Annotated in this window: 20 protein-coding genes; 15 read left to right on the top strand and 5 right to left on the bottom strand. The window is 69.0% G+C overall.

Translation table 11 applies throughout. The features are described 5' to 3' along the window. Positions 1-19 precede the first annotated feature (19 nt). Positions 20-1,654: a TldD/PmbA family protein gene (locus C1926_RS00545; protein ID WP_079224631.1), complete on the bottom strand. Its 1,635-nt coding sequence runs from the start codon at positions 1,652-1,654 to the stop codon at positions 20-22. A 31-nt stretch (positions 1,655-1,685) separates the two neighbouring features. After that, positions 1,686-3,317 (bottom strand): TldD/PmbA family protein, encoded by a 1,632-nt coding sequence (locus tag C1926_RS00550; RefSeq protein ID WP_174214070.1) that lies wholly within the window; start codon positions 3,315-3,317, stop codon positions 1,686-1,688. Between the two features lie 938 nt (positions 3,318-4,255). Between C1926_RS00550 and C1926_RS00555 the strand changes: the two genes are divergently transcribed. Then, positions 4,256-4,870 (top strand): DUF938 domain-containing protein, encoded by a 615-nt coding sequence (locus C1926_RS00555; RefSeq protein ID WP_108757912.1) that lies wholly within the window; start codon positions 4,256-4,258, stop codon positions 4,868-4,870. 85 nt (positions 4,871-4,955) lie between these two features. On the opposite strand, the gene C1926_RS00560 is transcribed toward C1926_RS00555, so the two are convergent. Further along, entirely contained in the window at positions 4,956-8,642 is a 3,687-nt protein-coding gene (locus C1926_RS00560; protein WP_108757913.1) for an indolepyruvate ferredoxin oxidoreductase family protein, read from the bottom strand. A gap of 168 nt (positions 8,643-8,810) precedes the next feature. Between C1926_RS00560 and C1926_RS00565 the strand changes: the two genes are divergently transcribed. Together C1926_RS00565 and C1926_RS00570 are read left to right on the top strand one after the other, a co-directional pair. Next, positions 8,811-9,446 carry a hypothetical protein gene (locus C1926_RS00565; protein ID WP_108757914.1) on the top strand — a complete coding sequence of 212 codons (636 nt, stop codon included), beginning with the start codon at positions 8,811-8,813 and terminating at the stop codon, positions 9,444-9,446. Positions 9,447-9,531: 85 nt separating this feature from the next. Beyond that, a complete protein-coding gene (locus C1926_RS00570; protein WP_108760595.1) occupies positions 9,532-10,437 on the top strand; it encodes an AEC family transporter in 906 nt (301 codons plus the stop codon). Positions 10,438-10,921: 484 nt separating this feature from the next. Here the strand turns inward: C1926_RS00570 and C1926_RS00575 are convergent, their stop codons facing one another. Further along, positions 10,922-12,406, bottom strand: a complete 1,485-nt coding sequence (locus tag C1926_RS00575) for an AAA family ATPase (RefSeq protein WP_108757915.1) — start codon at positions 12,404-12,406, stop codon at positions 10,922-10,924. 123 nt (positions 12,407-12,529) lie between these two features. On the opposite strand from C1926_RS00575, the gene C1926_RS00580 reads away from it, so the two are divergent. From C1926_RS00580 to C1926_RS00635, 12 genes are all read left to right on the top strand, one after another. Next, positions 12,530-13,159, top strand: coding sequence for a ParA family protein (locus C1926_RS00580; RefSeq protein ID WP_108745648.1), 630 nt, complete (start codon positions 12,530-12,532; stop codon positions 13,157-13,159). 49 nt (positions 13,160-13,208) lie between these two features. Further along, entirely contained in the window at positions 13,209-13,685 is a 477-nt protein-coding gene (locus tag C1926_RS00585; RefSeq protein ID WP_079224644.1) for a histidine phosphatase family protein, read from the top strand. Positions 13,686-13,689: 4 nt separating this feature from the next. After that, entirely contained in the window at positions 13,690-14,319 is a 630-nt protein-coding gene (locus C1926_RS00590; protein WP_108757916.1) for a YceI family protein, read from the top strand. Beyond that, positions 14,316-16,403, top strand: a complete 2,088-nt coding sequence (locus tag C1926_RS00595) for a phospholipase D family protein (protein ID WP_108757917.1) — start codon at positions 14,316-14,318, stop codon at positions 16,401-16,403. Before C1926_RS00590 ends, C1926_RS00595 begins: the two co-directional genes overlap by 4 nt. A 10-nt stretch (positions 16,404-16,413) precedes the next feature. Further along, entirely contained in the window at positions 16,414-16,848 is a 435-nt protein-coding gene (locus C1926_RS00600; RefSeq protein ID WP_079224649.1) for a hotdog fold thioesterase, read from the top strand. A gap of 5 nt (positions 16,849-16,853) precedes the next feature. Further along, positions 16,854-17,873 (top strand): 3-oxoacyl-[acyl-carrier-protein] synthase III C-terminal domain-containing protein, encoded by a 1,020-nt coding sequence (locus C1926_RS00605; RefSeq protein WP_108757918.1) that lies wholly within the window; start codon positions 16,854-16,856, stop codon positions 17,871-17,873. Beyond that, on the top strand, positions 17,873-18,895 hold the full coding sequence (locus tag C1926_RS00610) for an NAD(P)-dependent oxidoreductase (protein WP_108757919.1): 1,023 nt from the start codon (positions 17,873-17,875) through the stop codon (positions 18,893-18,895). Before C1926_RS00605 ends, C1926_RS00610 begins: the two co-directional genes overlap by 1 nt. Beyond that, the gene (locus C1926_RS00615) at positions 18,882-19,715 is read left to right on the top strand and encodes an MBL fold metallo-hydrolase (protein ID WP_108757920.1); all 834 of its coding nucleotides are present in this window, start codon (positions 18,882-18,884) and stop codon (positions 19,713-19,715) included. Before C1926_RS00610 ends, C1926_RS00615 begins: the two co-directional genes overlap by 14 nt. Positions 19,716-19,921: 206 nt before the next feature. Next, on the top strand, positions 19,922-20,713 hold the full coding sequence (locus tag C1926_RS00620) for a lysophospholipid acyltransferase family protein (protein ID WP_079224657.1): 792 nt from the start codon (positions 19,922-19,924) through the stop codon (positions 20,711-20,713). A gap of 52 nt (positions 20,714-20,765) precedes the next feature. After that, on the top strand, positions 20,766-21,755 hold the full coding sequence (locus C1926_RS00625; RefSeq protein ID WP_174214111.1) for an alpha/beta fold hydrolase: 990 nt from the start codon (positions 20,766-20,768) through the stop codon (positions 21,753-21,755). Between the two features lie 56 nt (positions 21,756-21,811). Continuing rightward, positions 21,812-23,884, top strand: a complete 2,073-nt coding sequence (locus tag C1926_RS00630) for a tetratricopeptide repeat protein (RefSeq protein ID WP_108757922.1) — start codon at positions 21,812-21,814, stop codon at positions 23,882-23,884. Positions 23,885-23,895: 11 nt separating this feature from the next. Further along, entirely contained in the window at positions 23,896-24,504 is a 609-nt protein-coding gene (locus C1926_RS00635) for a YbhB/YbcL family Raf kinase inhibitor-like protein (protein ID WP_108757923.1), read from the top strand. A gap of 266 nt (positions 24,505-24,770) precedes the next feature. Here C1926_RS00635 and C1926_RS00640 read toward each other — a convergent pair whose 3' ends face one another. Continuing rightward, positions 24,771-25,598, bottom strand: a complete 828-nt coding sequence (locus C1926_RS00640) for an META and DUF4377 domain-containing protein (RefSeq protein WP_108757924.1) — start codon at positions 25,596-25,598, stop codon at positions 24,771-24,773. Between the last annotated feature and the right edge of the window lie 12 nt (positions 25,599-25,610).

The following is a 25,610-nucleotide window of genomic DNA, read 5'->3' on the forward strand; positions in this document are numbered from 1 at the left end:
TGTAAGGGCTCCTGACCGGTCAGCCGAGGCTGCGTGCGGTGTTGATGACGTTGATGCCGTTGAAGCGCGCGGTGGACGAACCGTGCGAGACCGCCGAGACCTGGCCCGGCTGGCCCTTGCCGTCGAAGAACGAACCGCCCAGGCGGTAGTCGCGTTCGTCGGCCACGGCGGTGCAGGCGTTCCAGAACTCCGGCGTGCGGATCTGGTAGGCCACGTCCTCCAGCATGCGGGTGATCTGGCCGTTCTTGATCTCGTAGAACAGCTGGCCACCGAACTGCGCGTTGTAGCGCTGCTGGTCGATGGAGAACGAACCGTCGCCGATGATGTAGATGCCGTTCTCGACGTCCTTGATCATGTCCGGAACGCTGAGTGGGGTCTTGCCCGGCGCCATCGATACGTTGGCCATGCGCTGGAACTGCACGCTGGACCAGGAATCGGCGTAGCAGCAGCCATCGGACTCGGTCTTGCCGAGGATGTGGGCCTGGTCGCGGATGGTCTGGTAATCCACCAGCTTGCCGTTGCTGATCAGGTCCCAGCGCTTGCACTTGACGCCTTCATCGTCGTACGCGACCGCACCGAGGCTGCCCGGCTGGGTCTTGTCGGCGAAGATGTTGACGTGCTCGCTGCCGTACTGGAAGTGCTGCTCGCGCTTGTCCAGCGTGGCGAAGCTGGTGCCGGCGTAGTTGGCTTCGTAGCCGAGCACGCGGTCCAGTTCCAGCGGGTGGCCGATCGATTCGTGGATGGTCAGCCAGGTGTGCGACGGATCGAGGACCAGGTCGTACTTGCCCGGCTTCACCGACGGTGCCTTCAGCTTCTCCTGTGCCTGCTTCGCCGCGGCGATGGCATCTTCCTTCATGTCGTAGGACGAGCCGTAGTTCACCACGCCATTGGGGGTCAGCACCTTGCCGGCGGCGGCACCGTCCAGGTACTCATAGCCCAGGCCCATCGGTGCGGACAGGCCTTCGCGGGTGCGGAACTTGCCGCTGGCCTTGTCGATGGCGGTGACCGTCATCGGCGCCCAGATGCGGTGCACGTCCTGGTCGATGTAGGAGCCATCGGTGGAGGCGAAGTACTTCTGTTCGTTTACCAGGAACAGCATCGAATTGACGAAGCTGGCACCGGCGCCCATCGCGGCGGCGTTGACGTCCAGCAGCAGGTCGACCTTTTCCTTGATCGGCACGTCCATGGCGTTCTTGCGGATCGGCGTGCGCCAGCTCACTTCGCCCACGCCCGGCGCCTTGGCCAGCTGCACCGGTGCGGTCTGCACGCCGGCATTGGCCTTGGCGATGGCAGCAGCCTGCTGCGCGGCGCGCGCCACGTCGGCGGTGCCCAGCGCATTGGTGGCGGCGAAGCCCCAGGCGCCGTTGACGATCACGCGGATGCCGACGCCGGTGGACTCGGTGTTCACCACGTTCTGCACCTTGTCCTCGCGGGTGATGACGAACTGCCGGAGGTAGCGGCCGATGCGCACATCGCAGTAGGTGGCGCCGGCGCTGCGAGCGGCCTGCAGCGCGGCGTCGGCCAGGCGCTTCTTCAGCCCCAGGTCGAGGCTGGACTGCAGCTGCTCGGCGGCGATGGCCTTGCCGAAGAATGACGGCACGATCAGGCCGCCCGCGGTAAGCCCGGTCAGGGCGAGGAAGTCACGTCTCTGCAAGGCAGCTCTCCACGTCGAAGGATGGGACGACTCAGGCGCCGAGACTGCGCGCGGTGTTGATGATGTTGATGCCGTTGAAGCGGGTGGTGGACGACCCGTGCGAGACCGCCGATACCTGCGCGGGCTGGCCCTTGCCGTCGAAGAAGGAACCGCCGAGGCGGAAATCACGCTGGTCGCAGATCGCGGTGCAGGCGTTCCAGAACTCCGGCGTGCGGATCTGGTAGGCCGCGTCCTCGACCATGCCGGCGATCCTGCCGTCCTTGATCTGGTAGTACAGCTGGCCGCCGAACTGCGCGTTGTAGCGCTGCTGGTCGATGGAATAGGAGCCGCGGCCGTGGATCCAGATGCCGTTCTCCACGTCCTTGATCATGTCCTCGACGCTGAGCGGTGCCTTGCCCGGCGCCAGCGAGACATTGGCCATGCGCTGGAACTGCACGCTGGACCAGGAATCGGCATAGCTGCAGCCATGCGAGGCGTCGCGGCCAAGGATGTGGGCCTCATCGCGGGTAGCCTGGTAATCGACCAGCACGCCATCCCGCACCAGGTCCCAGCGCTGGGTCTTCACCCCTTCATCGTCGTAGCCGACCGCACCGAGGCTGCCCGGCTGGGTCTTGTCGGCGAAGAAGGTGACGAGGTCGCTGCCCCAGCGGAAGCCGGCATCGCGCTTGTCCAGCGTGGCGAAGCTGGTGCCGGCGTAGTTGGCCTCGTAGCCGAGCACGCGGTCCAGCTCCAGCGGGTGGCCGACGTTCTCGTGGATGGTCAGGAACAGGTTGGACGGGTCCAGCACCAGGTCGTACTTGCCGGGCTTCACCGACGGCGCTTTCAGCTTCTCGCGCGCATGGCGGGCGGCGGCGATGGCGTCCTCGACCGGGTCATAGGAATCGCGGTAGGCGGTGATGCCGCCGGGCAGCTGCACCTTGCCGCGCGCATCGCCGTCGAGGAACTCATAGCCCATGCCCATCGGCGAGGACAGGCCAGCGCGGGTGCGGAACTTGCCGCTGGCCTTGTCGATGGCGGTGGCGGTGAACGGCAGCCAGATGCGGTGGATGTCCTGGTCGATGAAGGAGCCGTCGCTGGAGGCGAAGTACTTCTGTTCGTTGACCAGGAACAGGGTGGAATTGATGAAGTCGGCGCCGGCATCGAGCGCGGCGCTGTTGAGCGCCAGCAGCAGTTCGATCTTGTCCTGGATCGGCACTTCCATGGCGTTCCTGCGCACCGGGGTCTGCCAGCGCACCTCACCGACCGGCGGCGTCGGCGCCAGCTGCACCGGCCGGGTCTGGATGCCGGCATTGGCGCGGGCGATGGCCGTGGCCTGCTCGACCGCGCCGCGCACGGCTGCCTCGGTCTGCTGGTGGGTGGCGGCGAAGCCCCAGGCGCCGTTGACGATGACCCGCACGCCCACGCCGGACGACTCGCGGTTGGTCACGTTGCCGACCTGGTGTTCGCGGGTGATGACCGACTGGTTGAGGTAGCGGCCGATGCGCACGTCGCAGTAGCTGGCCTTGGCGGTGCGTGCGGCGGCGAGGGCGACCTCGGCCAGCCGCCGGCGCTGCGCGGTATGCACGGGCGCAAGCAGCTGCTCGGCCGCGATCAGCCGCGAATGCGGCAGCACCAGGCCCGCCAGGCCCAGACCGGAATAAGCCAGGAACTCACGTCGTTGCACAGCGTCTCTCTCTCTTCTCACAACCGTGCGGAGGGCAAAGGACCGCTCCGATCACGTCAACTGCTCGACTTTCGCCAGCGCGGGGCAATCGGGCAAGTGACTGCAGTCATGGTAGGGGAGGGTTTCGGCAGGGCTTGCAGCCCTGCACCTGCTCAATGCAACGGCAACGGCCAAAGCCATAGCGGCGTTCCGTGGGATGGCGGGGCGGTGTGGGTGGGCAGGACACGCCGTAAACCCGTCCATGGGGGCTCGATGGCGCCATCCATGGCGCCAACGGTCCTGCCCACCCACACCACCCCACCTCTGACAGTTGGCCGGTGGCTGTTGGTGGGTGCCGACCGTTGGTCGGCACATCTGTCAGATATCGAATGAATTCATCCACGCATGGCGTGGATCTACTGGGGCGCGGCTGTTGGTGGGTGTCGACCTTGGTCGGCACATCTGTCGGATATCGAATGAATTCATCCACGCATGGCGTGGATCTACTGGAACGCGCGGCTGTTGGTGGGTGTCGACCTTGGTCGGCACATCTGTCGGATATCGAATGAATTCATCCACGCATGGCGTGGATCTACTGGGACGTGCGGCTGTTGGTGGGTGTCGACCTTGGTCGGCACATCTGTCAGATATCGATATCCGACCCCGTGCCGACCAACGGTCGGCACCCACCAAAGCAGAATGCCGTTCCAACAGGCCGCAGAAAACTGTCGAAGGCGGGGTGGGTCCGGTTGAGGGGGTGTGAGCGCCATGGATGGCGCGACCAAGCCCCCATGGATGGGTCTACGGCGTCCCCCTCAACCGGACCCACCCCGCCAACCCACGGAATGCAGGCATTTGACGTTGACGTTGCCCTGGCTTGAAGCAGGTGCAGGGCTGCAAGCCCTGCCCAGAACACCCCCCTCGTGCACAATGGGCCGACCCCGCCTGGACGTTCCCCGATGTCGAGCAAGCCGTATTCAGAAGCCTGCGAACGCAACCGCGAACCCATCGCGGCGGCGCTCGACCCGTGGATGGGCGACCGCCATAGGGTGCTGGAGATCGGCAGTGGCACCGGCCAGCACGCGGCCTTTTTCGCCGAGCGCTGGCCGTGGCTGCGCTGGCAGCCCAGCGACCACCCGGATCATCTGTCCGGCATCGAGGCCTGGCGCGCCGAGGCCGCGCTGCTCAACCTGCTGCCGCCGGTGCCGCTGCAGGTGGAACTGCCGCCCGCAGCGGGCCTGGCGCTGCCCGCAGGCAGCACGTTCGATGCGGCGTTCAGTGCCAATACCCTGCACATCATGGGCTGGCAGCACGTGCAGGCGTTGTTCGCCGCGCTGCCGCCGCTGCTGCGCCACGGTGCGCTGCTGGCGGTCTACGGGCCGTTCAACTACGGCGGCCGCTACACCAGCGACAGCAACGCGCAGTTCGATGCCTGGCTGAAGGCACGCGACCCGCGCAGCGGCATCCGCGACAGCGAAGCGGTGCAGGCGCTGGCCGAGGACAACGGCTTCACCCGCCTGCGCGACGTGGCGATGCCGGCCAACAACCGCCTGCTGCTGTGGCGGTTGGGCTGAACCGCGGGTAGTGCCGGCCGCTGGCCGGCAACCGATTGCCTGGAGGGATGCCGGCCAGCGGCCGGCACTACCTGTTCTGCGGCCTTCAAGCCACCTGCACGATGTGCAGCGCCTTCGGGTTGCGCCACTGCGCCAGCAGCGCAGCTTCGCGTGCCTTGGCCTGTGCGTAGTGCGCTTCCTTGACGTGGCCGAAGCCGCGGATATGCTCGGGCACGCTGGCGATTTCCACCGCCAGTGCCAGGCGGCCGTCTTCCAGGCCTTCCAGCAGCTGCTGCACAGTGGCTTCGTAGTCGGCGATCAGCTGGCGCTCCATGCGCCGTTCTTCGGTGCGGCCGAACACATCCAGGCGGCCGCCACGCAGGAACTTCAGCTTCGCCAGCAGGCCGAAGGCCTTGAACATCCACGGGCCGTATTCCTTCTTCAGCAGGCGGCCCTGCTCATCCTTCTTGGCGAACAGCGGCGGCGCCAGGTGGAAGCGCAGCTGGTAATCGCCCTCGAACTGCTGCTGCAGGCGGCGCTGGAAATCGCCGCTGGTGTACAGGCGGGCCACTTCGTACTCGTCCTTGTAGGCCATCAGCTTGAACAGGTAGCGGGCCACGGTCTCGGTCAGCGCGGTGGAACCGCCGATGCGCTCGGCCTCGGCGGCGCGCACGCGCTCGACCAGGCTGCGGTAGCGGTTGGCATAGGCAGCATCCTGGTACTCGACCAGGAACGCGCTGCGGCGCTCGATCATTTCATCCAGCGAACGCGACAGCCGCGCGTCGTCCAGCGGCAGGAAGGCCACGTCGCCACCGTGCGAGGGCAGGCCGCGCAGTTCGCGTTCGTCGGCGGTGTTGCGCGGTGCGGCGGTGGCGCCCCATTCGTTGCCTTCCCATTCGCCCGGCGGCAGCGGGTGCAGCGGGCCCGGGGTGGATTCGGTATCGGTGTGGCGGTTGCGCACCAGGCCGGCCGCCTGCTGCACAGCCTGCGGGTCGACCACGGCCAGGCGGCCCCAGGCGAACGCCTGCTGGTTCATCGCCACGGCGGCGCCGTTCAGTTCGATGGCCCGCATCAGCGAGTCGAACGACAGCGGCACCAGGCCCTGCTGCCACGCGTAGCCGAGGATGAACAGGTTGGCGGCGATGGCATCGCCCAGCAGCGCGGTGGCCAGCTGGGTGGCGTCCAGCTGCAGCGGTTCCTGGCCGCCCAGCGCCACGCGCACGCCGGCCACGATGTCGGCGGCCGGGAACTGCATGTCGGGGCGGGTGGTGAAGGTGCCCGGCATCGCTTCATAGGTGTTGAGCACCACCTGCGAACGGCCGGCGCGCACCTTCGACAGCGCCCAGTAATCGTTCACCACCACCATGTCGCAGCCCAGCACCAGGTCGGCCTCACCGGCGGCGATGCGCACGGCGTGGATGTCGTCCGGGCGGCGGGCGATGCGGATGTGCGTGGTCACCGCGCCACCCTTCTGCGCCAGACCGGTCTGGTCGAGCACGGTCGCGCCCTTGCCTTCCAGGTGGCCGGCCATGCCCAGCAGCGCGCCGATGGTCACCACGCCGGTACCGCCGACGCCGGTGATCAGGATGTTCCAGGGCTGTTCCAGCGTGCCGCGGATGGTCGGCGCCGGCAGGTTGTCCAGCAGCGTGGAGGCATCGCGCTTGCTGCCCTTGCGCGGCTGGCCACCGTGCACGGTGACGAAGCTCGGGCAGAAGCCATTCACGCAGGAATAGTCCTTGTTGCAGTTGGACTGGTCGATCTCGCGCTTGCGCCCGAACTCGGTTTCCTTCGGCAGCACCGACACGCAGAAGCTCTTCTTGCCGCAGTCGCCGCAGCCTTCGCAGACCAGCGAATTGATCAGCACGCGCTTCTGCGGATCTTCCAGCTTGCCGCGCTTGCGGCGGCGGCGCTTCTCGGTGGCGCAGGTCTGTTCGTAGATCAGGATCGAAACACCCTTCACTTCACGCAGGCGCTTCTGCACGGCATCCAGTTCGCTGCGGTCGTGGAATTCGACGTCGCTGGGGAAATGCTCGCGCTGGCCGGTCCACTTGCCGATGTTGTCCGACAGCACCACGATGGTGTGGATGCCCTCGGCGCGCATCTGCCTGGCGATGTCGGGCACGCTCAGCGGGCCGTCCACCGGCTGGCCGCCGGTCATCGCCACCGCATCGTTGTAGAGGATCTTGTAGGTGATGTTGACGCCGGCGGCGACCGCCTGGCGGATCGCCAGCGAGCCGCTGTGGAAATAGGTGCCGTCGCCCAGGTTCTGGAACACGTGCGCGGTGTCGGTGAACGGCGCCTGCCCGGCCCAGGTCACGCCTTCGCCGCCCATGTGGGTGAAGGTGTCGGTGCTGCGGTCCATCCAGGTCACCATGTAATGGCAACCGATGCCGGCCAGCGCACGCGAACCTTCCGGCACCTGGGTGGAGGTGTTGTGCGGGCAGCCCGAGCAGTAGTGCGGCACGCGCGGGAAGCTGGCGCGCGGCAACGCAAGCTCGGCTTCCTTTTCCTGCATCCACTGCAGGCGCTGTTCGATCGATTCGTTGTTGAAGAACTTCTGGATGCGGCGGCCGATCACCCCGGCGATGGTGGCCGGGGTCAGTTCGCCGGTGGACGGCAGGATCCACTCGCCGCTTTCGTCGTACTTGCCGACGATGGACGGGCGCTGGCCCCAGCTCACCGGCCAGTTGAAGAACTGTTCCTTCATCTGGCGCTCGATGAAGGCGCGCTTCTCCTCCACCACGATGATGTCTTCCAGGCCCTGGGCGAAGCGGGCGATGCCCTCCGGCTCCAGCGGCCAGGTCATGCCGACCTTGTACACGCGGATGCCGATGTCGGCGCAGGCCGCTTCGTCCAGGCCCAGGTATTCCAGCGCCTGCAGCACGTCCAGGTAGCTCTTGCCGGTGGTGACGATGCCCAGGCGCGCACGCGGCGCGTCCATCACCACCTTGTCGATGCCGTTGGCGCGGGCAAAGGCCTGCGCGGCCTTCACCGCATAGCGGTGCAGGCGCATTTCCTGGTCCAGCGGCGGGTCCGGCCAGCGGATGTTGAGGCCGCCGCTGGGCATGTCGAAGTCTTCGGGCAGCACGATGCGCCGGGCCAGCGGATCGACCTCGACCGAGGCCGACGATTCCACCGTCTCGGCGATGGTCTTGAAGCCGACCCAGCGGCCGGTGTAACGGCTCATCGCCCAGCCGAGCAGGCCCATGTCGAGGATGTCCTGCACGCCGGCCGGGTTCAGCACCGGCATCATCGCGCTGACGAATTCGTCCTCGCTGCCATGCGGCAGGGTCGAGCTGCGGCAGGCATGGTCATCGGCAGCCAGCGCCAGCACGCCGCCGTATCGCGACGTGCCGGCGGCATTGGCATGCTTGAACACGTCGCCACAGCGGTCCACGCCCGGGCCCTTGCCGTACCACATGCCGAACACGCCCTGCACGTTGGCGCCCGGGAACAGGTTGGTCTGCTGCGTGCCCCACACCATGGTGGCGCCCAGATCCTCGTTGAGGCCCGGGGTGAACTTCACCTTGGCCGCTTCCAGGTGCTGGCGCGCGCGCCACAGCTCCAGGTCGAAGCCACCCAGCGGGCTGCCGCGGTAGCCACTGACGAAGCCGGCGCTGTCGATGCCCTCGTGCGCATCGCGCAGGCGCTGCATCAGCGGCAACCGCACCAGCGCCTGCACGCCACTCAGGTAGATCCGCCCCTCGTTGCGGGTGTATTTGTGGTCGAGCGTGTAATCACGGTCGATCAGGTCGGCGGAAGAGGGCGAAGTGAGTTGCGCGGTACTGGTCATGGCTGGCCCGGTAGGATCGGCTGGCACCGGCCGCGTGCGGGCACGCGGCGGGAAAGGCGCGGATTGTAACAGTGGGGCCCGGAAGGCCCGGCACTCGCATCGGTGGCCGTGCTGGGGTTAGGATCGGGGTGAGAGGGGAGGTTGGTGTTTAAACCTGGGGGATTTTTGATGTCAGTTGCAGGAAAGTTCGTGGCCGGCGTGCTGCTGGTCTCGGGCGCGGCGTGCGCGTGGGCCGCACCGGCGTTGCCGGTACCGCAGGAGTTCTATTTCGACAATGATGCTGCCGCCGCGCCGATCATCGTGGTGGCCGGCAGCGGCGACGACCTGGTCGCGCAGCTGCTGAAGCAGCGCGAGCGTGGGCGCAAGACGCTGGAGGCCTCGGTGCAGCTGGCCTCGGTGGCCATCGCGCAGGGCCGTGCGGAGCTGGGCGAGCAGCTCTACCGCGAGGCGCTGGCCGAAGCCCCCGTGCAGAGCAGCCTGGGCCGCAGCGTGCGCTGGAACTACGGCTGGGACCTGCTGCGCCAGGGCCAGGCACTGGCTGCGCTGGAACAGTGGCAATCGGTGGCCAACAACCTGCGCAGCAACGCGGCCTGGATCCCACCGACCTACGCGCTGGCGTTGTGGCGGGCCGGCCAGCAGCAGGAAGCGGTGAAGTGGTATGCCGCCGCCGTGCGCACCGAGCCTGGCCAGTGGAGCGACAGCAGCCGCTATGCGCAGCTGCTGCCGGGCTGGCGCGATGATGAGCGGGCCAGCCTGGCTGAAGTGCAGCAGGCCTGGGTCGCGGCGCCGCCGGCCTGGCCGTGAGCCACGACCGCAGGCGCTTGCCGCCTGCGGTGCTGCATCGCACAATCGAAAAGGTCGCAGGCATCTGCCTGAGGGGGAGATGCCCATGGCCTTCGATGCCTTCGCCCTGATCCTGGCCATGCTCGGGCTGGGCATGCTGTTCGCCCGCCTGCGCGCCTTGCCGGACAACGCCGCCGAGACGCTGAACAAAGTGGTGCTGTACGTCTGCCTGCCCGCGGCGGTGCTGACCTACGTGCCGCGCCTGCAGCTGGATGCCAGCCTGCTGGGGCTGATGGCCACGCCGTGGCTGCTGATGCTGGCCACCTGGGCGCTGGTCAGCCTGGCGACCCGCGTGTTCGGCTTCGCCCGCGACGTGCACGCGGTGCTGCTGATCTGCGTGGCCCTGGCCAACTCCAGTTTCATCGGCTACCCGATGGTGCGTGCGCTGCTGGGTGATGCGGCGCTGCCTTATGCCGTGGTCTACGACCAGTTCGGCACCTTCCTGTTGTTGTCGACCTTTGGCCTGCTGGTGCTGGCGCGCTACAGCGGCGACCGCCCGCCGACCGCCCTGCAGGTGATGGCCCGCATTGGCCGCTTCCCCCCGTTGTGGGCACTGCTGTTCGCCCTGGTGCTGATGCCGGCGCAGCCACCGTTGTGGATTGGTACCGCCCTGAAGCAGCTGGCCGATGCGATGCTGCCGCTGGTGATGCTGGCGGTGGGGCTGTCGATCCAGCTGCGCCTGCGCCGCGAGGAGCTGCGGCCGCTGGCGGTGGGCCTGCTGTTGAAGCTGCTGGTGCTGCCGGCGCTGGCGTTGCCGCTGTCGTGGGCGCTGGGCATGCAGGGCCTGATGTTGAAGGCCAACGTCCTGGAATCGGCGATGCCGACGATGATCACCGCTGCCGCACTGGCGATCTCGCACCGGCTGGCGCCACGGTTGGCGGCGGCGCTGGTGGGGTATGGGATCGTGCTGTCGCTGGTGACGCTGCCGGCGTGGATGTGGGTACTGGGGTGATGGTTCATCTGCAGGGCTTGCAGCCCTGCACCCGCCGAATCAACGTCAAAAGCCTGCATTCCGTGGGATGGCGGGGTGGGTCCGGTTGAGGGGGACGCCGTAAACCCATCCATGGGGGCTTGGTCGCGGCATCCATGCCGCTCACACCCCCTCAACCGGACCCACCCCGCCTTCGACAGACTTCCGCGATCTGTCGGAACTTGCTGCTGTTGGTGGGTGCCGACCGTTGGTCGGCACGGAGCGAAGCGACCGGCTTCTGCTCTTGCTCTTCTTTTCTTCTCCGTGGCTGACCGCACACGGAAACTGTCAGGGGTCGGGCGGGTAGGTTGCGCGGGGGTGCGAGCGCCATGGATGGCGCTCACAAGCCTCCAGGGACGGATTCACGGCGTCCCCCGCGCGGCCTACCCGCCCGGCCACGCGCATGACCCGCCGTTGGCGACCAACCGCCAGCCACGAGGGGCTCCGCCGTTGGCCGAAAACCCCCTCAGTCGTCCGCAGAAACCGTCCGCCCCGACGCCCACTCGCGCAATGCCGCCACCTGCTCGGCCATCAACACCGACAACGGCCGCGTCGCGCGGATCTCGGTCATCAGCAGCTCGGTATCCAGCGGCCGGCCTTCGGCATGCGCCGAATACAGCCCCGCCACGATCGCCTGCTCGATCTCCGCGCCGGAGAACCCGTTCGCCGCCGCGGCCAGCGCCGGCAGGGCGAAATCATCCGCGTTGAGCTGGCGCCGGCCCAGGTGCAGCCGCAGCAGCTCCACCCGTACGTCCGGCGGCGGCAGGTCGACGAAGAAGATCTCGTCGAAGCGACCCTTGCGCAGCAGCTCGGCCGGCAGCTCGTGCACCTGGTTGGCGGTGGCCACGATGAACACCGGCGCCTTGCGCTCGGCCATCCAGGTCAGCAGGTGGCCCAGCACGCGGCGCGACACGCCGCCATCGTCGCCACCGCTGGCCAGGCCCTTCTCGATCTCGTCCATCCACAGCACGCACGGGGCCAGCTGCTCGGCCGAGGCCAGCGCCTGGCGCAGGTTGGCTTCGGTCTCGCCGTGGTACTTGTTGTACAGCGCGCCCACGTCCAGGCGCAGCAGCGGCACGCCGAAGCCGGCCGCGGTGGCCTTGGCCAGCATCGACTTGCCGCAGCCCTGCACGCCCAGCAGCAGCATGCCGCGCGGCGGGTCCAGCCCGGCCGGGGCCGAGCCGGCGATGAAGGCCACCCGGCGCTGGTTGATCCAGCGCTTGAGCCGGTTGGCGCCGGCCACGTCGCCGAAACGCGCGCTGTCATGTTCGAAGAACAGGTGGCCACTGCGGTTGAGCAGCTCGAACTTCAGCCGCGCCAGCTGCGGCAGGTCGTCGTCGCGCAGCGCGCCATCGGCATAGATCAGCTGGCGGGCGATGCGGCGGGCATCGACCAGGCTCAGGCCCTGCAGGTTCTTCAGGATCTTCTTGACCGCTTCGCTGTCCACTTCCACGCGCCGGCCGCCATGCTCGCGGGCATAGGCGTCGGCCTCCTCGCGCAGCATCTTCAGCAGGGCGTTGGCATCGGGCAGGCGCGGGTTGAACCGCACCGCCAGCGCTTCCAGTTCGGCCGGCAGCTCGACCTTGGCGCCGATCAGCACCAGCACGTGCGGCTGGCTGTGGCGGCGCTGGATCAGGTCGCGCAGCGCACGCTGGTGGCTGGCGTAGCCGAGGTAGGGGTGGAAATCGAGCAGCAGGTAGATGCCGCGCTGTTCGGCGTGGCGGATCATCTGCAGGGCGGCGCTGGCATCGGGCGGGCCGATCGCATCGTCCTCGCGTTCCAGGTCGATGCGGCGCAGGCCCTCGGTGATCGACCAGCGGTGCAGGGCGCGCCAGACGTGCATGAGCGTCTGCCGGAACAGTTCGACGATGCGAGCCTCGTCCTGGGTCTCGATCACGATCAGGGGGGTATTGGCGCGGATCAACGCGCTCAGGTCCTGCAGTTCGCTCATGCCGGTTCGATCCTTCGGGGGCGCCACGATAGCAAAGCCGTGGCAGATTGATTCAGGCCGTCTCTACCTTCCGTCACCATCGGCGGTGTACGCTCGGGGCACGTACCCGGAAGCGAGGCTGGCATGAAGACGATCCTGGTGGCCGGTTCCAAGGGCGGGGTGGGCAAGACCACCGTCGCCACCCACCTGGCCGCTTACGCGGCATTGCAGGGCAAGGCCACGGTGATCGCCGATGCCGACCCGCAGGGCTCCAGCACCCGCTGGGCGCAGCGCCGGGCCGGGCTGGACAGCGCCGTCCTGCCCATCGACGTATATCGAAAGAAGCAGTGGGCGCAGAAGCTGCCGGACGGCACCGATACCGTCATCATCGATGCACCCGCCGGCGCGCTGGCCGACGATATCCCCCATTTCCTCGATGCCGCCGACGCCGTGGTGGTACCGGTGCTGCCCTCGGCGCTGGACATCGAAGCCATCGTCGGCTTCCTCAACAGCCTGGCGCAGAACCCGCGCGTGCACAGCCGCAAGCTGCCGGTGGGCCTGGTCCTCAACCGCACCAAGCCGTGGACCCAGACCTCGCAGCAGGCGCTGCAGATGCTGGGCGAGTGGCCCTACCCGGTGGTTGCCCAGCTGCGCGACAGCCAGAGCTACGTGGTGATGACCGGCCTCGGCCGCAGCCTGTTCGATTACCGCTCGGCCCAGGTGCGCGAGCACCAGGCCGACTGGGAGCCGCTGCTGGCCTGGTTGAAGCTGTGACGCGTACGTCACCCGTTTTACTGCACCCTCACTTTCATGGAACCTCGCGATGCGTGAACTGATCCTGCTGCGCCATGCCCATGCCGAACCGGCCACCCCCGGCCAGGCCGACCTCGATCGGCCGTTGTCGCCGGTGGGTCTTGCCGAAGCCGAGGCTGCCGGCAAGTGGATGAAGGAAAACAACCTGCTGCCGGACTGCGTGCTGTGCTCGCCGTCGCGGCGCACCCGCGAGACCCTGGAAGCGGTGCTGGCGACCATCGGCTACGTGGAAAAGCGCCTCGAAGACCGTATCTACGAAGCTACCCCCGGCACCCTGGCCGCGCTCGTGGATGAGCGCCGTGACCTCGACCGGGTGCTGATCGTCGGCCACAACCCCGGCCTGGAACGGCTGGTGGCGCTGATGACCGAAGGCACCAGCAGCGATTACCGGGGCATGCCGCCGGCCGCCGTGGCCGTGCTCGGGTTCCCGCGCGAGGCGGCGATCGAGCCGGGCGTGGCCAGCCTGAACGCCTTCTGGTGGCCGTGAGTCGATGATCCTGGCACGGCCCGGCCGCTGCCTGCTGCCGGTGCTGCTGGCCTGCAGCCCGGCCTGGGCTGCCCCGCCACCGCCCACGCCGCTGCCGCCGGTGGAAGCACTGGCGTCGGCCGCGTCGGCGCGCGTGCTGCAGCTGGACCTGCAGCGTTCACGGATCGGCTTCGAGGTGCGCACCCGCTTCGGCCAACGCATCGAAGGGCTGTTCCCGCATTTCGACGGGCGCGTCGAAGTGCTGTCCGATGGCCGCCACCAGGTGCACCTGAAGATGTTCACCCGTTCGGTGGAGATCCCGGGCAAGGAGCGCTACACCGGCTGGATGCGCGGGCCGGAGTTCTTCGACGCCGGGCGTTACCCGTCGGTGGAGTTCGACTCGCTGCCCTACTGGCCGGACACCATCGGTGACGGCGGCGACATCCAGGGCCGGCTCACCCTGCGCGGGGTCAGCCACCCGGAGACCCTGCGGGTGGAGAAAGCGGAATGTTCCCGACCCGGCTATGATTGCGACGTCGTCAGCCGCGGTACCGTGCAACGAGGCCGGTACGGCATGGACAGCTGGCAGCTTGCCTTGAGTGACCGAGTGACCTTCGTACTACGAGCCCGCCTGAGCGAGGCGCCTAAACCGTGAACCTCCTGCTGCGTGTACTGGCGCTGGCAACCGTGTTGCTGGGCAGCGGCTGCGCGTCGCTGTCGCACGCCGAGCGCGACCGTGCCCAGGCGATCGCGGTGCAGGCCCGTTCGGCCCAGGTCGACTGCCAGCGCGCCGACCGCTGTGCGCTGGATTCACCGTTGCGATCCCTGGCCGGCCGCGCATTCAGCGAATCGACCGAAGCGCAGCCGCTGCATTACGCCACCCTGCTCGATGAAGGCGAGGGCGCCCTGGTCGCCCGCCTGAACCTGCTGCGCAGTGCCACCCGCAGCATCGACCTGCAGACCTACATCTTCGACAAGGACGACAGCGCCCGGCTGATCATCGACGAACTGCTGGCCGCGTCGCGCCGCGGGGTGAAGGTGCGGGTGCTGATCGACCAGCTCTCGGCGATTTCCGACCTGGAGATCCTGGGGGCGCTGTCCGGCGCCCACCAGAACTTCGAACTGCGGGTCTACAACCCCACCTTCGGCAAGGCCCGGCTGAACTACTTCGACTATGCCGGCAGCGTGCTGTGCTGCTTCCGCCGCTTCAACCAGCGCATGCACAACAAGCTGCTGGTCATCGACGACGCGATCGGCGTGGTCGGTGGCCGCAATTACCAGGACGATTACTACGACTGGGACCGCGAGTACAACTTCCGCGACCGCGACGTGCTGATCGCCGGCCCGGAAGCGCGCGCGATGGCCGCCAACTTCGATGCGTTCTGGCGCGCGCCGCGCAGCGTGCCCGCCGAGCGCCTCAACGATGTCGGCCGTACGCTGCTCAAGCAGGGCGTGCCGACCATGCCGCCGGCGCAGTTCCGCCGCCCCGAGCGGGTGGAGCGGGTCAGCGAGGAGGCCAACGACAGCGATTTCGTCACCCGTTCGTTCGTCGATACCGCGCTGCCGGTGCACTCGGTGCGCTATGTGGCCGACCTGCCACGCAAGCACCGCCGCGAGCGCGCGGATGCACCGCTGGCCGGGCAGCACGTCACCGAACCGCAGCTGGATGCACTCATTTCCGGCGCGCAGAAGGAAGTGATCCTGCAGACGCCGTACCTGGTGCTGTCCAAGCCGGCGCAGAAGCTGTTCCGCGAGCTGCGCAAGCGGCCCGAGCCGCCGCGCGTGGTGGTGTCCAGCAACAGCCTGGCGGCCACCGACAACCCGATCGTGTATGCGCTGTCGTACAAGTACAAGCGGCGCAACATGCGCGAACTGGGCTTCAACATCTTCGAATACAAGCCGTTCCCGCTGGATGCGCCGGTGGACTACCGCAACCTGCTGCCCGATCCGCTGGGCAGCGGTGGCAGCGCCACGGCCGGCCAGGGCGTGCGCAACCCGCTGATCGGCGGCAGTGCGGCCGGCAGCAATGCCGGCGGCGGCGATGACGCGGCACCGGCCCCGCTGGCCGCCCCAGGCGATGACGTGGACGCGCAGGACACGCGCCCGGCAGTGGAGCACCCGCGGCTGGGCAGCGCCTACGAAAACAGCCGCGCGCGCCGCCGTGCCGCCGGCAGTGAAGTGGAAACGCGCCTGCTGCGTACCGAGACGCGACCGTCGTTCCTGGGCAGCAAGGCCGTCAACAAGCCGCTGCCGGTCACCCGCAAGGGCGCGCGCATGGGCCTGCACGCCAAGTCGCTGGTGGTCGATCGCCGCATCGGCGTGGTCGGCACGCACAACTTCGATCCGCGCAGCGAGAACTACAACACCGAAGGCGCGGTGATCATCGATGACCCGGTGTTCGCCGAACAGCTGGCGCAGAGCATCCTGCGCGATACCCACCCGCAGAACTCCTGGACGGTGGCGCCGCGCGCCAAGCCGCCGGTGTTGTCCGGGCTGAACTACAGCGTGGGCAAGGCCTCCGAGGCGCTGCCCATCCTCGACTTCTGGCCGTGGCGCTACGCCACCGATTACGAGTTCCAGCCCGGCGTGGACTGCCCGCAGCCGCTGCCGCGGCAGAGCCCGGATTTCCACCGCTGCTACGTGCCCGTCGGTGATTTCCCCGAAGTGAACGTCGGCCCGAAGTGGCTGCTGGTGCGCATGCTGACGGCATTCGGCGCCGGCCTCGTCCCCATCCTCTGAAGGTACCCGCATGACCCAGGTGTTCCGCGAAGCCGTCTCCATCGACCAGCTCAACACGCTCAGCCGTGGCACGGCCATCGATACCCTGGGCATCACCTTCACCGCCGCCGGCGATGACTGGCTGCAGGCCACCATGCCGGTCGACGAGCGCACCCGCCAGCCGTACGGCATCCTGCACGGCGGTGCCTCGGTGGTGCTGGCCGAGACCCTGGGCAGCAGCGCGGGCAATCTCTGCGTGGATACCGGCAAGCAGGTCTGCGTGGGCCTGGAGATCAACGCCAACCACGTGCGCGCCGTGCGCAGCGGCACCGTCACCGGCACCGCGCGTGCAGTGCACGTGGGCCGCAGCACCCAGCTGTGGGAAATCCGCATTGAAGACGAACAGGGCCGGCTGGTGTGCATCTCGCGGCTGACCCTGGCGGTGGTGGCCGCAGGCCACGGCTGAGGCCGATGCCTGGCCCGGCTGCCCCTGCTGCGCTGCCGCTGCGGATCATCGCCAGCGGCGCCTACCTGCCACGCCAGCGCTTGCCATCGGAGCAGTTCGACCGGCGCTGGAACAAGCCGGCCGGCTGGGTCGAGCGGCACAGTGGCGTAGCCAGCCGCGGCCATGCGGAAGCCGATGAGCGCGCCTCATGGATGGGCGCACAGGCGGCACGGCAGGCCCTGCAGCAGGCCGCGCTGGTCGCCACCGATATCGACTGCATCGTCTCCGCCTGCGGGGTGATGGAGCAGGCCATTCCCTGCCAGGCCGTGCTGGTGCAGCGCGCCCTTGGCCTGGGCGACAGCGGGATCCCGTCCTTCGACGTCAACGCCACCTGCCTGGGCTTCGTGGTGGCGCTGGAAATGGCCGGCAGCCTGCTGGCGCTGGGCCGCTACCGCCGCGTGCTGATCGTCTGCAGCGATGTTCCCAGTGCCGGCCTCGACCCGGACGACCCGCTGACCGCACCGCTGTTCGGCGATGGCGCGGTGGCGATGCTGGTTGAACGCGCCGCCGACGGCCAGGCCTCGGCGCTGCTGGCGACCCGCCTGCGCACCTATGGCGACGGCGCCGGACTGTGCCAGGTGCCGACCTGTGGCACCGGCATGCGCCTGTTCGATGATGTCGATGCCTACCGCGCGGCCCATCATTTCCAGATGCAGGGCAAGGCGCTGTACCGCGAAGCCGCGCGGCGCCTGCCCGGTTTCCTGCAGGACCTGCTGGACAGCGCCGGCACCGCGCTGGACGCGTGTGATGTGATCGTGCCGCACCAGGCCAGCGGCCAGGCCCTGGACCACCTGCAGCGCGTGCTGGGCCTGCCGCCGCAGCGGCTGGTGCGCATCCTGCGCGAGCACGGCAACCAGCTGGCAGCGTCGTTGCCGATGGCCCTGCACCAGGCGCTCATCGACGGTCGCCTGCCGCGCGGCGGCCAGGCCCTGCTGATCGGCACCGGCGCCGGCCTGGCGCTGGGCGGCGCGGTACTGCGCTACTGATGCGCACGGTCCTGGTCACCGGCGCCAGTGGCTTCATCGGCCAGCATGTCGCGCTCGCGCTGGCGGCGCAGGGTTGGCAGGTGCGTGGCAGCGGGCGCGATGCGCGCCGGCTGCAGGCGCTGGCCGCGCACGGTATCGAGACCGCCAGCGCCGATCTCGCCCACGATGCGCTGGGGCCGCTGCTGCAGGGCTGCGATGCGGTCGTGCACTGCGCCGCGATGTCGCAACCCTGGGGCACGGCGGCCGCTTTCCAGCGGGCGAACGTGCTGGCCACCACCCGCCTGCTGCAGGCCGCACAGGCGGCCGGCGTCGCCCGCCTGGTCCACCTGGGCTCGCCCAGCATCTACTTCCGCTTTGCCGACCAGTACGGCGTGGATGAACGCTTCCAGCCGCCACGCCGCTGGATCACCGAGTACGCCCGCAGCAAATGGGAATCGGAAGTGGCCGTGGCCGCTGCCGCACGCCAGGGGCTGCACACCGTGGTGCTGCGCCCGCGCGCGGTGTTCGGGCCGGGCGACCGCGCGATCCTGCCGCGCCTGCTGGCGGTGGCCGCCAGCGGCCGTTTCCCGCTGATCCACGGCGGCCGCGCGCTGATCGACGTCACCCCCATCGACGATGCAGTGCAGGCGGTGGGCCTGGCGCTGCAGGCCGATGCGCGCTGCAGCGGGCGCGCCTACAACATCAGTGCCGGCACGCCGCTGCACGTGCATGCGCTGGTCAACGGCCTGTTCGAGGCGATGGACCTGCAGGTGCGCCTGCGCACGGTGCCGCGCACGCTGGCACTGGCAGCGGCGGGGCTGGCCGAGACCGTGGCCCGCCTGCGGCCCGGGCGCCCCGAGCCGCGCCTGACCCGCTATGGCGTGGGCGTGCTGGGCTACTCGCAGACCTTGGATATCAGCGCGGCGCGGCGCGACCTCGGCTACGACCCGCGCACCGGCGTGCAGGCGGCCCTGCAGGCCTTCGCCGCGCACTGGAAGCAGCACGCCTGCAACCAGCACGGGGGCACCGATGGCACGGCTTGAGTGGGAACTGATCGAGGCCGGCCACTGCGTGCACCCGCAGCGCGCCGTCCGCCAGGGCGCCAGCTGGCACCGCTGCGAATTCCCCGCGCTGGTGGCCCTGCTGCACCACCCGCAGCGCGGGCCGATCCTGTTCGATACGGGCTACTCGGACGCGTTACTGCAGGCGACCGCGCGCTTCCCGGAGCGCCTCTACCGCTGGGTCACGCCGGTGCACCTGGGCCCGGGCCAGAGCGTGCGCGCGCAGCTGCAGCAGCGCGGCATCGCCGCAGCCGACATCGGCCTGGTGGTGCTCTCGCACCTGCATGGTGACCACGTTGGTGGCGTGCTCGATTTCCCCGGGGTGCCGCTGCTGTGTTCGCGCGCGGCATGGCAGGACCAGGCCGCGCGCGGGCGCCTGCGCGCGCTCAGCGTGGGCCTTCTGCCGGCGTTGACCCGCGATGCGGCGCCACGCATGGGCTGGTTGGAAAGCCTGCCGGAGGTGGACCTGCCGCGCCCCTTCGATGCCTTTGGCCGCGGACGCGACGTACTGGGTGACCGCAGCCTGCTGGCGGTGCCGCTGCCGGGCCACGCGGTCGGCCAGCATGGCCTGCTGTTCGAAGGTGCCGATGGCCGCCCGGTGTTCCTGGTGGCCGACGCGGCCTGGTCCAGCGCGGCCATCACCGATGGCGTGCCACCACCGCGCCTGGTCACTGCCCTGCTGGGCCACACCGCCACTTACCGGCAGACCCTGCAGCGGCTGCAGCACACCCAGCGTCAGGTCAGCGACCTGCAGCTGGTGCCGGCCCATTGCGGCCAGTGGCGGCCCGCCGCGACCCTGTAGCGTCGAGCCATGCTCGACGGCTGTTGATGTGGCGCCAAGAGCAGTCGAGCGTGGCTCGACTCTACAAAATGCCAAGGCAAGGTCGGCTCTACGCCCCCCGCCAGACCCGCCAACAGGACACCGTGTTCCCGCCCATGGCCGCGGTCAATAGGACTTATGGCCAGAATCGGCTGGCAGCCGCTGCAGCCCTCCGGTATCGTGCGCGGATGACTTCCCCCACTCCGGCCCCCCGTGGCGGCGTGGCGCGTGTGTGCCGTTACCTGTACCGCGTACCGCTGCTGTTGGTCCACATCCTCGTGTTCCTGCCGTTGATCCTGATCGGCATGCTTCCGCCGTGGGGCGAACTGCGCGTGGGCGACGCCACCTTCGGTGCCAAGGTCGTCAACTGGTGGCAGGGCGGCCTGATGTGGATCTTCGGCTTCCGCCTGGCGCAGATCGGCACGCCGCTGCCGGGCGCGGTGCTGTTCGTCGCCAACCACGTCAGCTGGGTGGATATCTCCATCCTGCACAGCCAGCGCATGATGGGCTTTGTCGCAAAGCGCGAGATCGCCAGCTGGCCGGTAGTGGGTTGGCTGGCCGCGCGCGGGCAGACCATCTTCCACCAGCGTGGCAACACCGAATCGCTCGGCGGGGTGATGCAGGTGATGGCCGACCGCCTGCGCGATGGCAAGGCGGTGGGCGTGTTCCCGGAAGGGCGTACCCGTGGCGGCCACGAAGTGGGTCCGTTCCATGCGCGCATCTTCCAGGCCGCGGTTGAAACCGGCGTGCCGGTGCAGCCCGTGGCCCTGGTCTACGGCACCGGTGGCGATGCCCAGACCATCGTGGCCTTCGGGCCGGGCGAGAGTTTCTTCGCCAATTTCCTGCGCCTGCTCGGTGAGCCGGCGCGACGTGCGGAAGTGCACTTCCTGGCACCGATCGGTGCCCAGGACCTGGAAGGCCGTCGACGCATCGCGGAAACCTCGCGCGCGCGCATCGTGGCGGCGATGAGCGGGGAGTGAGCGTGCGGTGGCACTGATCCCGCCACCCCTGCTGGACGCCGGCACGCCGACGCTGCATGCGGCTGACTACCAGCCGCCGCGCTGGCTGCGGAATCCGCACCTGCAGTCCATGCTCAGCTCCAGCCGCATGCGCCTCCAGCGCGGCCTGCTGCTGCTGGCCGCCACCGGTGCGGTCAGTGAAGAACTGATCCTCGATGGCGGCGACGGCGTGCGCCTGCAGGGCTGGCACAGCCACATCGAAGGCCGCGAGCCGAAGGGCATGGCCCTGCTGCTGCATGGCTGGGAGGGCAGCGCCGAATCCAGCTACATGCGCATGGCGGCCGCGCGCATGATCGACCAGGGCTTCGACGTGGTGCGGCTGAACTTCCGCGACCACGGCAACACCCACCACCTCAACCCCGGCATCTTCCACTCCAACCGCATCGACGAAGTGGTGCAGGCGGCCGGTGACATCGCCCGGCGCTGGCCGGACCTGCCGCTGGTGGCGGCGGGCTATTCGCTGGGCGGCAACTTCGTGCTGCGCCTGGCCCTGCGCGCGCCGGCGGCCGGCGTGCCGCTGCAGCGGGTGGCCTCGGTGTGCCCGGTGCTGGACCCGGCGCTGACCATGGACAGCATCGAGAGCGGCCCGGCGATGTACGACTGGTACTTCCGCCGCAAGTGGGCCGGCTCGCTGCGCCGCAAGCGCGACCTGTTCCCCGAACTGAGCGACTGCGACGACCGCGTGCTGAAGCTGGACATCCGCGCGCTGACCGCGTGGCTGGTGGAACGGCATACCGATTTCGGCTCGCTGCAGGCGTACTTCGATGGCTACTCGATCGCGGGCGACCGCCTGTCCACCCTGCAGGTGCCGGCCGACATCCTGATGGCCCAGGATGATCCGGTCATTCCCTATGCCACCTTCAGCAACTGGCAGCTGCCGCAGCAGGCGCGGCTGGAAACCGCCTGCTGGGGCGGCCACTGCGGGTTCCTGGAAAACTGGCGCGGCGACGGCTTCTCCGAACGCTGGGTGGCCCAGCGCCTGCAGCGGGTGCTGGCGGGCTGAACCGGCGCCGGCGCGCAGCCCGCTACAATGCGGGTTTGCCATTGAAGCGGACTGCCATGCAAGACCAGATCCTCCAGGCCCTGCGCCAGAACGATGCCGCACAGGCCGTGCAGCTGGCACAGGCGTGGGTGCACGACGAACCCGGCCAGGCCCAGGCCCACCGCTGGCTGGCGCTTGCGCTGCAGCAGCAGGACCAGCCCGAAGCCGCAATGGACGCCCTGCAGCAGGCACTGCAGCTGGCCCCGGACGATGCACAGCTGCACCTGCAGCAGGCCGGCCTGCTGCTGGCCCAGCATCGCTACGAAGGCGCCGACGAAGCACTGCTGCGCACCACCGAACTCAACCCGAACGCCTTCGAGGCCTACCTGATGCAGGCGCATCTGGCGATCGGCCGCAACGACATCGATACCGCCGCGCGGCAGGCCACGATGGCTGCCAGGCTGGAGCCGGAACATCCGGAAGTGATGGCGCTGCAGGGCATGGTGGCCCTGTACCGCGACGACGCCGACCGTGCCGTGCAGCTGCTGTCCGAAGCCGCCCGGCAGATGCCCAACGATCCGCGCGTGCTGTATGCACTGGGTTCGGCCTACCAGGCCAAGGACATGCTGGCCTTCGCCGAGCAGGCCTTCCGCCGCGTGATCGAGATCAACCCGAAGATGACCAGCCTGCATGGCCAGGTGGTGCAGCTGGCGCTGCGCCAGGGCAATGTCGAAGCCGCCCACCAGCAGCTGCAGCAGGCGCTGCAGGTGCCGGGCCTGGATACGCCGGCGCTGCAGCGGCTGGGCGCGGAGATCGCGCTGCAGGCCGACCAGCCGATGCAGGCACTGGAGCAGCTGCGGCCGATGCTGAAGGCCAACCCGGACGACCGTCGCACGGTGGAGCTGCTGCTGGCCTGCTGGCAGCGCCTGGGCCGCGAAGAAGAAGCCCGCACCGAACTGGACGCCGTACTGGCCGAGCACACCCAGCTGCCGCACCTGTGGCTGGCGCGGCTGGCACCGGAGGGCTTCGGCAGCCCGGGCGCGGTGGCCGTGGCCGATCGCTGGATCGAGGCCATGCCCGAGTTCGTGCCTGCCCTGGAAGCGCGCCTGCGCCTGCATGAAGCGGCCGGCGAAGGTGACGCCGTGGAGGCGATCGCCCGTCGCATCATCGCCGTGGAGCCGGGCCGCATCAGTGGAGAAACCCGCCTGGTCGCCGCGCTGCTGGCGCGTGATCCGGCGGCAGCCGTCGCCCACGTGCAGGGCCTGATCGACACTGCGCCTGAAGGCCGCCGCATCGAGCTGCGCACCTGGCTGGGCGAAATCCTGGACCAGGCCGGCCAGCCGCGTGACGCGCTGCGCACCTGGCTGGAACTGCAGTCCGAACAGAGTGCGCAGCGCCTGCCGCTGCCGCCGCAGGCCAAGGCACCGCCGAGCTGGCCCGACCTTGGCGAGGTCGACGCAGAAAGCGCTGCGTCCGCGCCGATCTTCCTGTGGGGCGCACCGGGCTCGGGCGTGGAACGCGTGGCGGTCACCCTCACCGGGGCCAGCCCGGTAATGCGCAGCGACCGCTTCGGCCATACCCCGCCGGACGATGCCTTCCAGAACTACTTCACCCTGCAGAAGCTGGCCTCGGGCGACCTCAGCCCGGACGGCCTGGTGAGCGGCTGGCGTGACACGCTGCGCAAGCGCGGCCTGCAGAACGACACCGTCATCGACTGGCTGCTGTGGTGGGACAACGCCCTGCTGTGGTCGCTGCGCCCGCACCTGCCGCAGGGCCGCCTGCTGGTGGTGCTGCGCGACCCGCGCGACATGCTGCTGGACTGGATCGCCTACGGCGCGCCGGCCCCGTTCGCGGTCAACAACGTGGCCGAAGTGGCGGAGTGGCTGGCCCGTTCGATGGCCCAGGTGGCCACCCTGCACGAACAGGACCTGTACCCGCACCTGCTGATGCGCATGGACGACGTGGGCGATGACCCGCGCGTGGTTGCCGGCATGCTGCAGGAGCTGTTCAACACCTCCATCCCGCCGGCCGAGCGTATCGGTCCGCCGCGTTTCCCGGCCGGTCACTGGCGCCACTACAGCGACGTCATGAGTGCCGCGTTCGATCTGCTGACCCCGGTCGCGGTGCGACTGGGCTATCCCGAAGCGTAAGGAGCCATTGCATGCAGTTGAACAGCAACAGCATCACCCCAGGAGCCCCGATCGACCGCGAGTTCGCGGCCGGTGATGCCGACGGCTTCGCGCCGGACCGCAACCCGCACCTGGCGTGGAGTGGCGTGCCCGATGGCACGCGCTCGTTCCTGCTGGTGTGCGTCGACCCGGACGTGCCGACCGTGCCGGACACGGTCGGCCGCACCGACATGACCGTGCCGCGCGACCAGCCGCGCTGCGATTTCGTGCACTGGGTGATGGCCGATATCCCGGCCTCGGTGCAGGAGATCGCCGCGGGCAGCTGCAGCGATGGCTTCGTTGCCAAGGGCAAGCCGGCACCGGCCGGCCCGGCGGGCAGCCGCCAGGGCGTGAACGACTTCACCGGCTGGTTTGCCGGCAACCCGGACATGGCTGGCGATTACCTGGGCTACGACGGCCCGTACCCGCCGTTCAACGACGAGCGCCTGCACCGCTATTTCTTCCGCATGTTCGCGCTGGACGTGGCGACGCTCGATCTGCCGCAGCGCTTCACCGCCGCCGATGCCTACCGCGCCATGCACGGCCACGTGCTTGCCGAAGCTACGCTGCACGGCACCTACACGCTGAACCCGGCGCTGTAACCCAGGTAGCACCGGCCGCTGGCCGGCGTTGCCTTTCCGGACGCTACGCAACCGCGTCGGGTGGTAGAGCCGGCCACCCGTCGGCATCCATCCACGCATGGCGTGGATCTACCGCTCTGGTAGGTGCCGACCGTTGGTCGGCACGATCCCTCCGTGGTGGGTAGAGCCGGCCGCTGGCCGGCTGCGTTCCGCCCTCCAGAAGCAAGCCGACCAGCAGTCGGCTCTACCATTAGCCAGCCGACCAACCGTCGGCGCTATCGTCGGCTTTACCGCTCGGTGGCCGACTCGACCACCATATCCAGCACGTAGGCCTGCGAGGGGGCGTCGGCCGGCGGGTTCTTCACCGCGAAGCGCTTCACGCGCACCACGTTGCGCACGCCGTCTTCGTGGGTATAGCCCTCGATGGTGCCGTAGAAGTTCTCGAACTTGCCGGGCTCACCCTGCTTCAGGCCCTTGTCGTCGAACTTCACTTCGCGCACCTGCAGGCACTGGTAATCCGGAATCAGCGGGTGCGAGCACTTCTCGGTCTTCGCGGCCACTTCCAGGAACACGGTTTCGCCCGGGCCGCCAAAGCGGGTTTCGGCGGTGGGCTCCGGCGCGAACACCAGCACGTCGCCCTTGGCGGTGGTCAGGGTCAGCGTGCCGTCGGCATCCTGCGCGGCCTTCAACTCGCCCTGCAGGCGGCTGGACACCGCTTCGTCCAGCGCCATCAGCGCCTTGTCGGTGCAGGCCATCATGGTCGATGCCATCGCGCCCACCTTCAGCGTGCCGTTCTCCAGCGTGTAGCCACCGCCCAGGCGGTTGCAGGTGTTGCTCACCGACAGGCGGCCGTCGGCGAAGTCCAGGGTGACCGGCTTGTCATCGCGGGCAAACAGCGCATCGATGCGCTTGCCGTCGGCCGCGGTGGCCTGCTTCAGCAACCAGTGCTGGCTCTGCAGGCGCTGCGCATCCAGATGCGCCAGCGTCTGCTGGTCCGCCGCCTTGGTCGCGGCCGGGGCCACGTCGTCGCCGCCGGTGCCGGCGGGGGCAGGGGTCTGGCTGCACGCGGCCAGCAGGGCCAGCGGGAGGAGGAGCAGGGTGAGCTTGCGGTTCATGGTGATGAGTCT

It is taken from the genome of Stenotrophomonas sp. ZAC14A_NAIMI4_1, from assembly GCF_003086915.1.
In the GTDB taxonomy this organism is placed as follows: domain Bacteria; phylum Pseudomonadota; class Gammaproteobacteria; order Xanthomonadales; family Xanthomonadaceae; genus Stenotrophomonas.

Coding starts and splice junctions, on each gene's coding strand:
- C1926_RS00555 (WP_108757912.1), top strand. CDS start 4,256: ATGTCGAGCAAGCCGTATTCAGAAGCCTGCGAACGCAACCGCGAACCC.
- C1926_RS00560 (WP_108757913.1), bottom strand. CDS start 8,642: ATGACCAGTACCGCGCAACTCACTTCGCCCTCTTCCGCCGACCTGATC.
- C1926_RS00565 (WP_108757914.1), top strand. CDS start 8,811: ATGTCAGTTGCAGGAAAGTTCGTGGCCGGCGTGCTGCTGGTCTCGGGC.
- C1926_RS00570 (WP_108760595.1), top strand. CDS start 9,532: ATGGCCTTCGATGCCTTCGCCCTGATCCTGGCCATGCTCGGGCTGGGC.
- C1926_RS00575 (WP_108757915.1), bottom strand. CDS start 12,406: ATGAGCGAACTGCAGGACCTGAGCGCGTTGATCCGCGCCAATACCCCC.
- C1926_RS00580 (WP_108745648.1), top strand. CDS start 12,530: ATGAAGACGATCCTGGTGGCCGGTTCCAAGGGCGGGGTGGGCAAGACC.
- C1926_RS00585 (WP_079224644.1), top strand. CDS start 13,209: ATGCGTGAACTGATCCTGCTGCGCCATGCCCATGCCGAACCGGCCACC.
- C1926_RS00590 (WP_108757916.1), top strand. CDS start 13,690: ATGATCCTGGCACGGCCCGGCCGCTGCCTGCTGCCGGTGCTGCTGGCC.
- C1926_RS00600 (WP_079224649.1), top strand. CDS start 16,414: ATGACCCAGGTGTTCCGCGAAGCCGTCTCCATCGACCAGCTCAACACG.
- C1926_RS00605 (WP_108757918.1), top strand. CDS start 16,854: ATGCCTGGCCCGGCTGCCCCTGCTGCGCTGCCGCTGCGGATCATCGCC.
- C1926_RS00610 (WP_108757919.1), top strand. CDS start 17,873: ATGCGCACGGTCCTGGTCACCGGCGCCAGTGGCTTCATCGGCCAGCAT.
- C1926_RS00615 (WP_108757920.1), top strand. CDS start 18,882: ATGGCACGGCTTGAGTGGGAACTGATCGAGGCCGGCCACTGCGTGCAC.
- C1926_RS00620 (WP_079224657.1), top strand. CDS start 19,922: ATGACTTCCCCCACTCCGGCCCCCCGTGGCGGCGTGGCGCGTGTGTGC.
- C1926_RS00630 (WP_108757922.1), top strand. CDS start 21,812: ATGCAAGACCAGATCCTCCAGGCCCTGCGCCAGAACGATGCCGCACAG.
- C1926_RS00635 (WP_108757923.1), top strand. CDS start 23,896: ATGCAGTTGAACAGCAACAGCATCACCCCAGGAGCCCCGATCGACCGC.
- C1926_RS00640 (WP_108757924.1), bottom strand. CDS start 25,598: ATGAACCGCAAGCTCACCCTGCTCCTCCTCCCGCTGGCCCTGCTGGCC.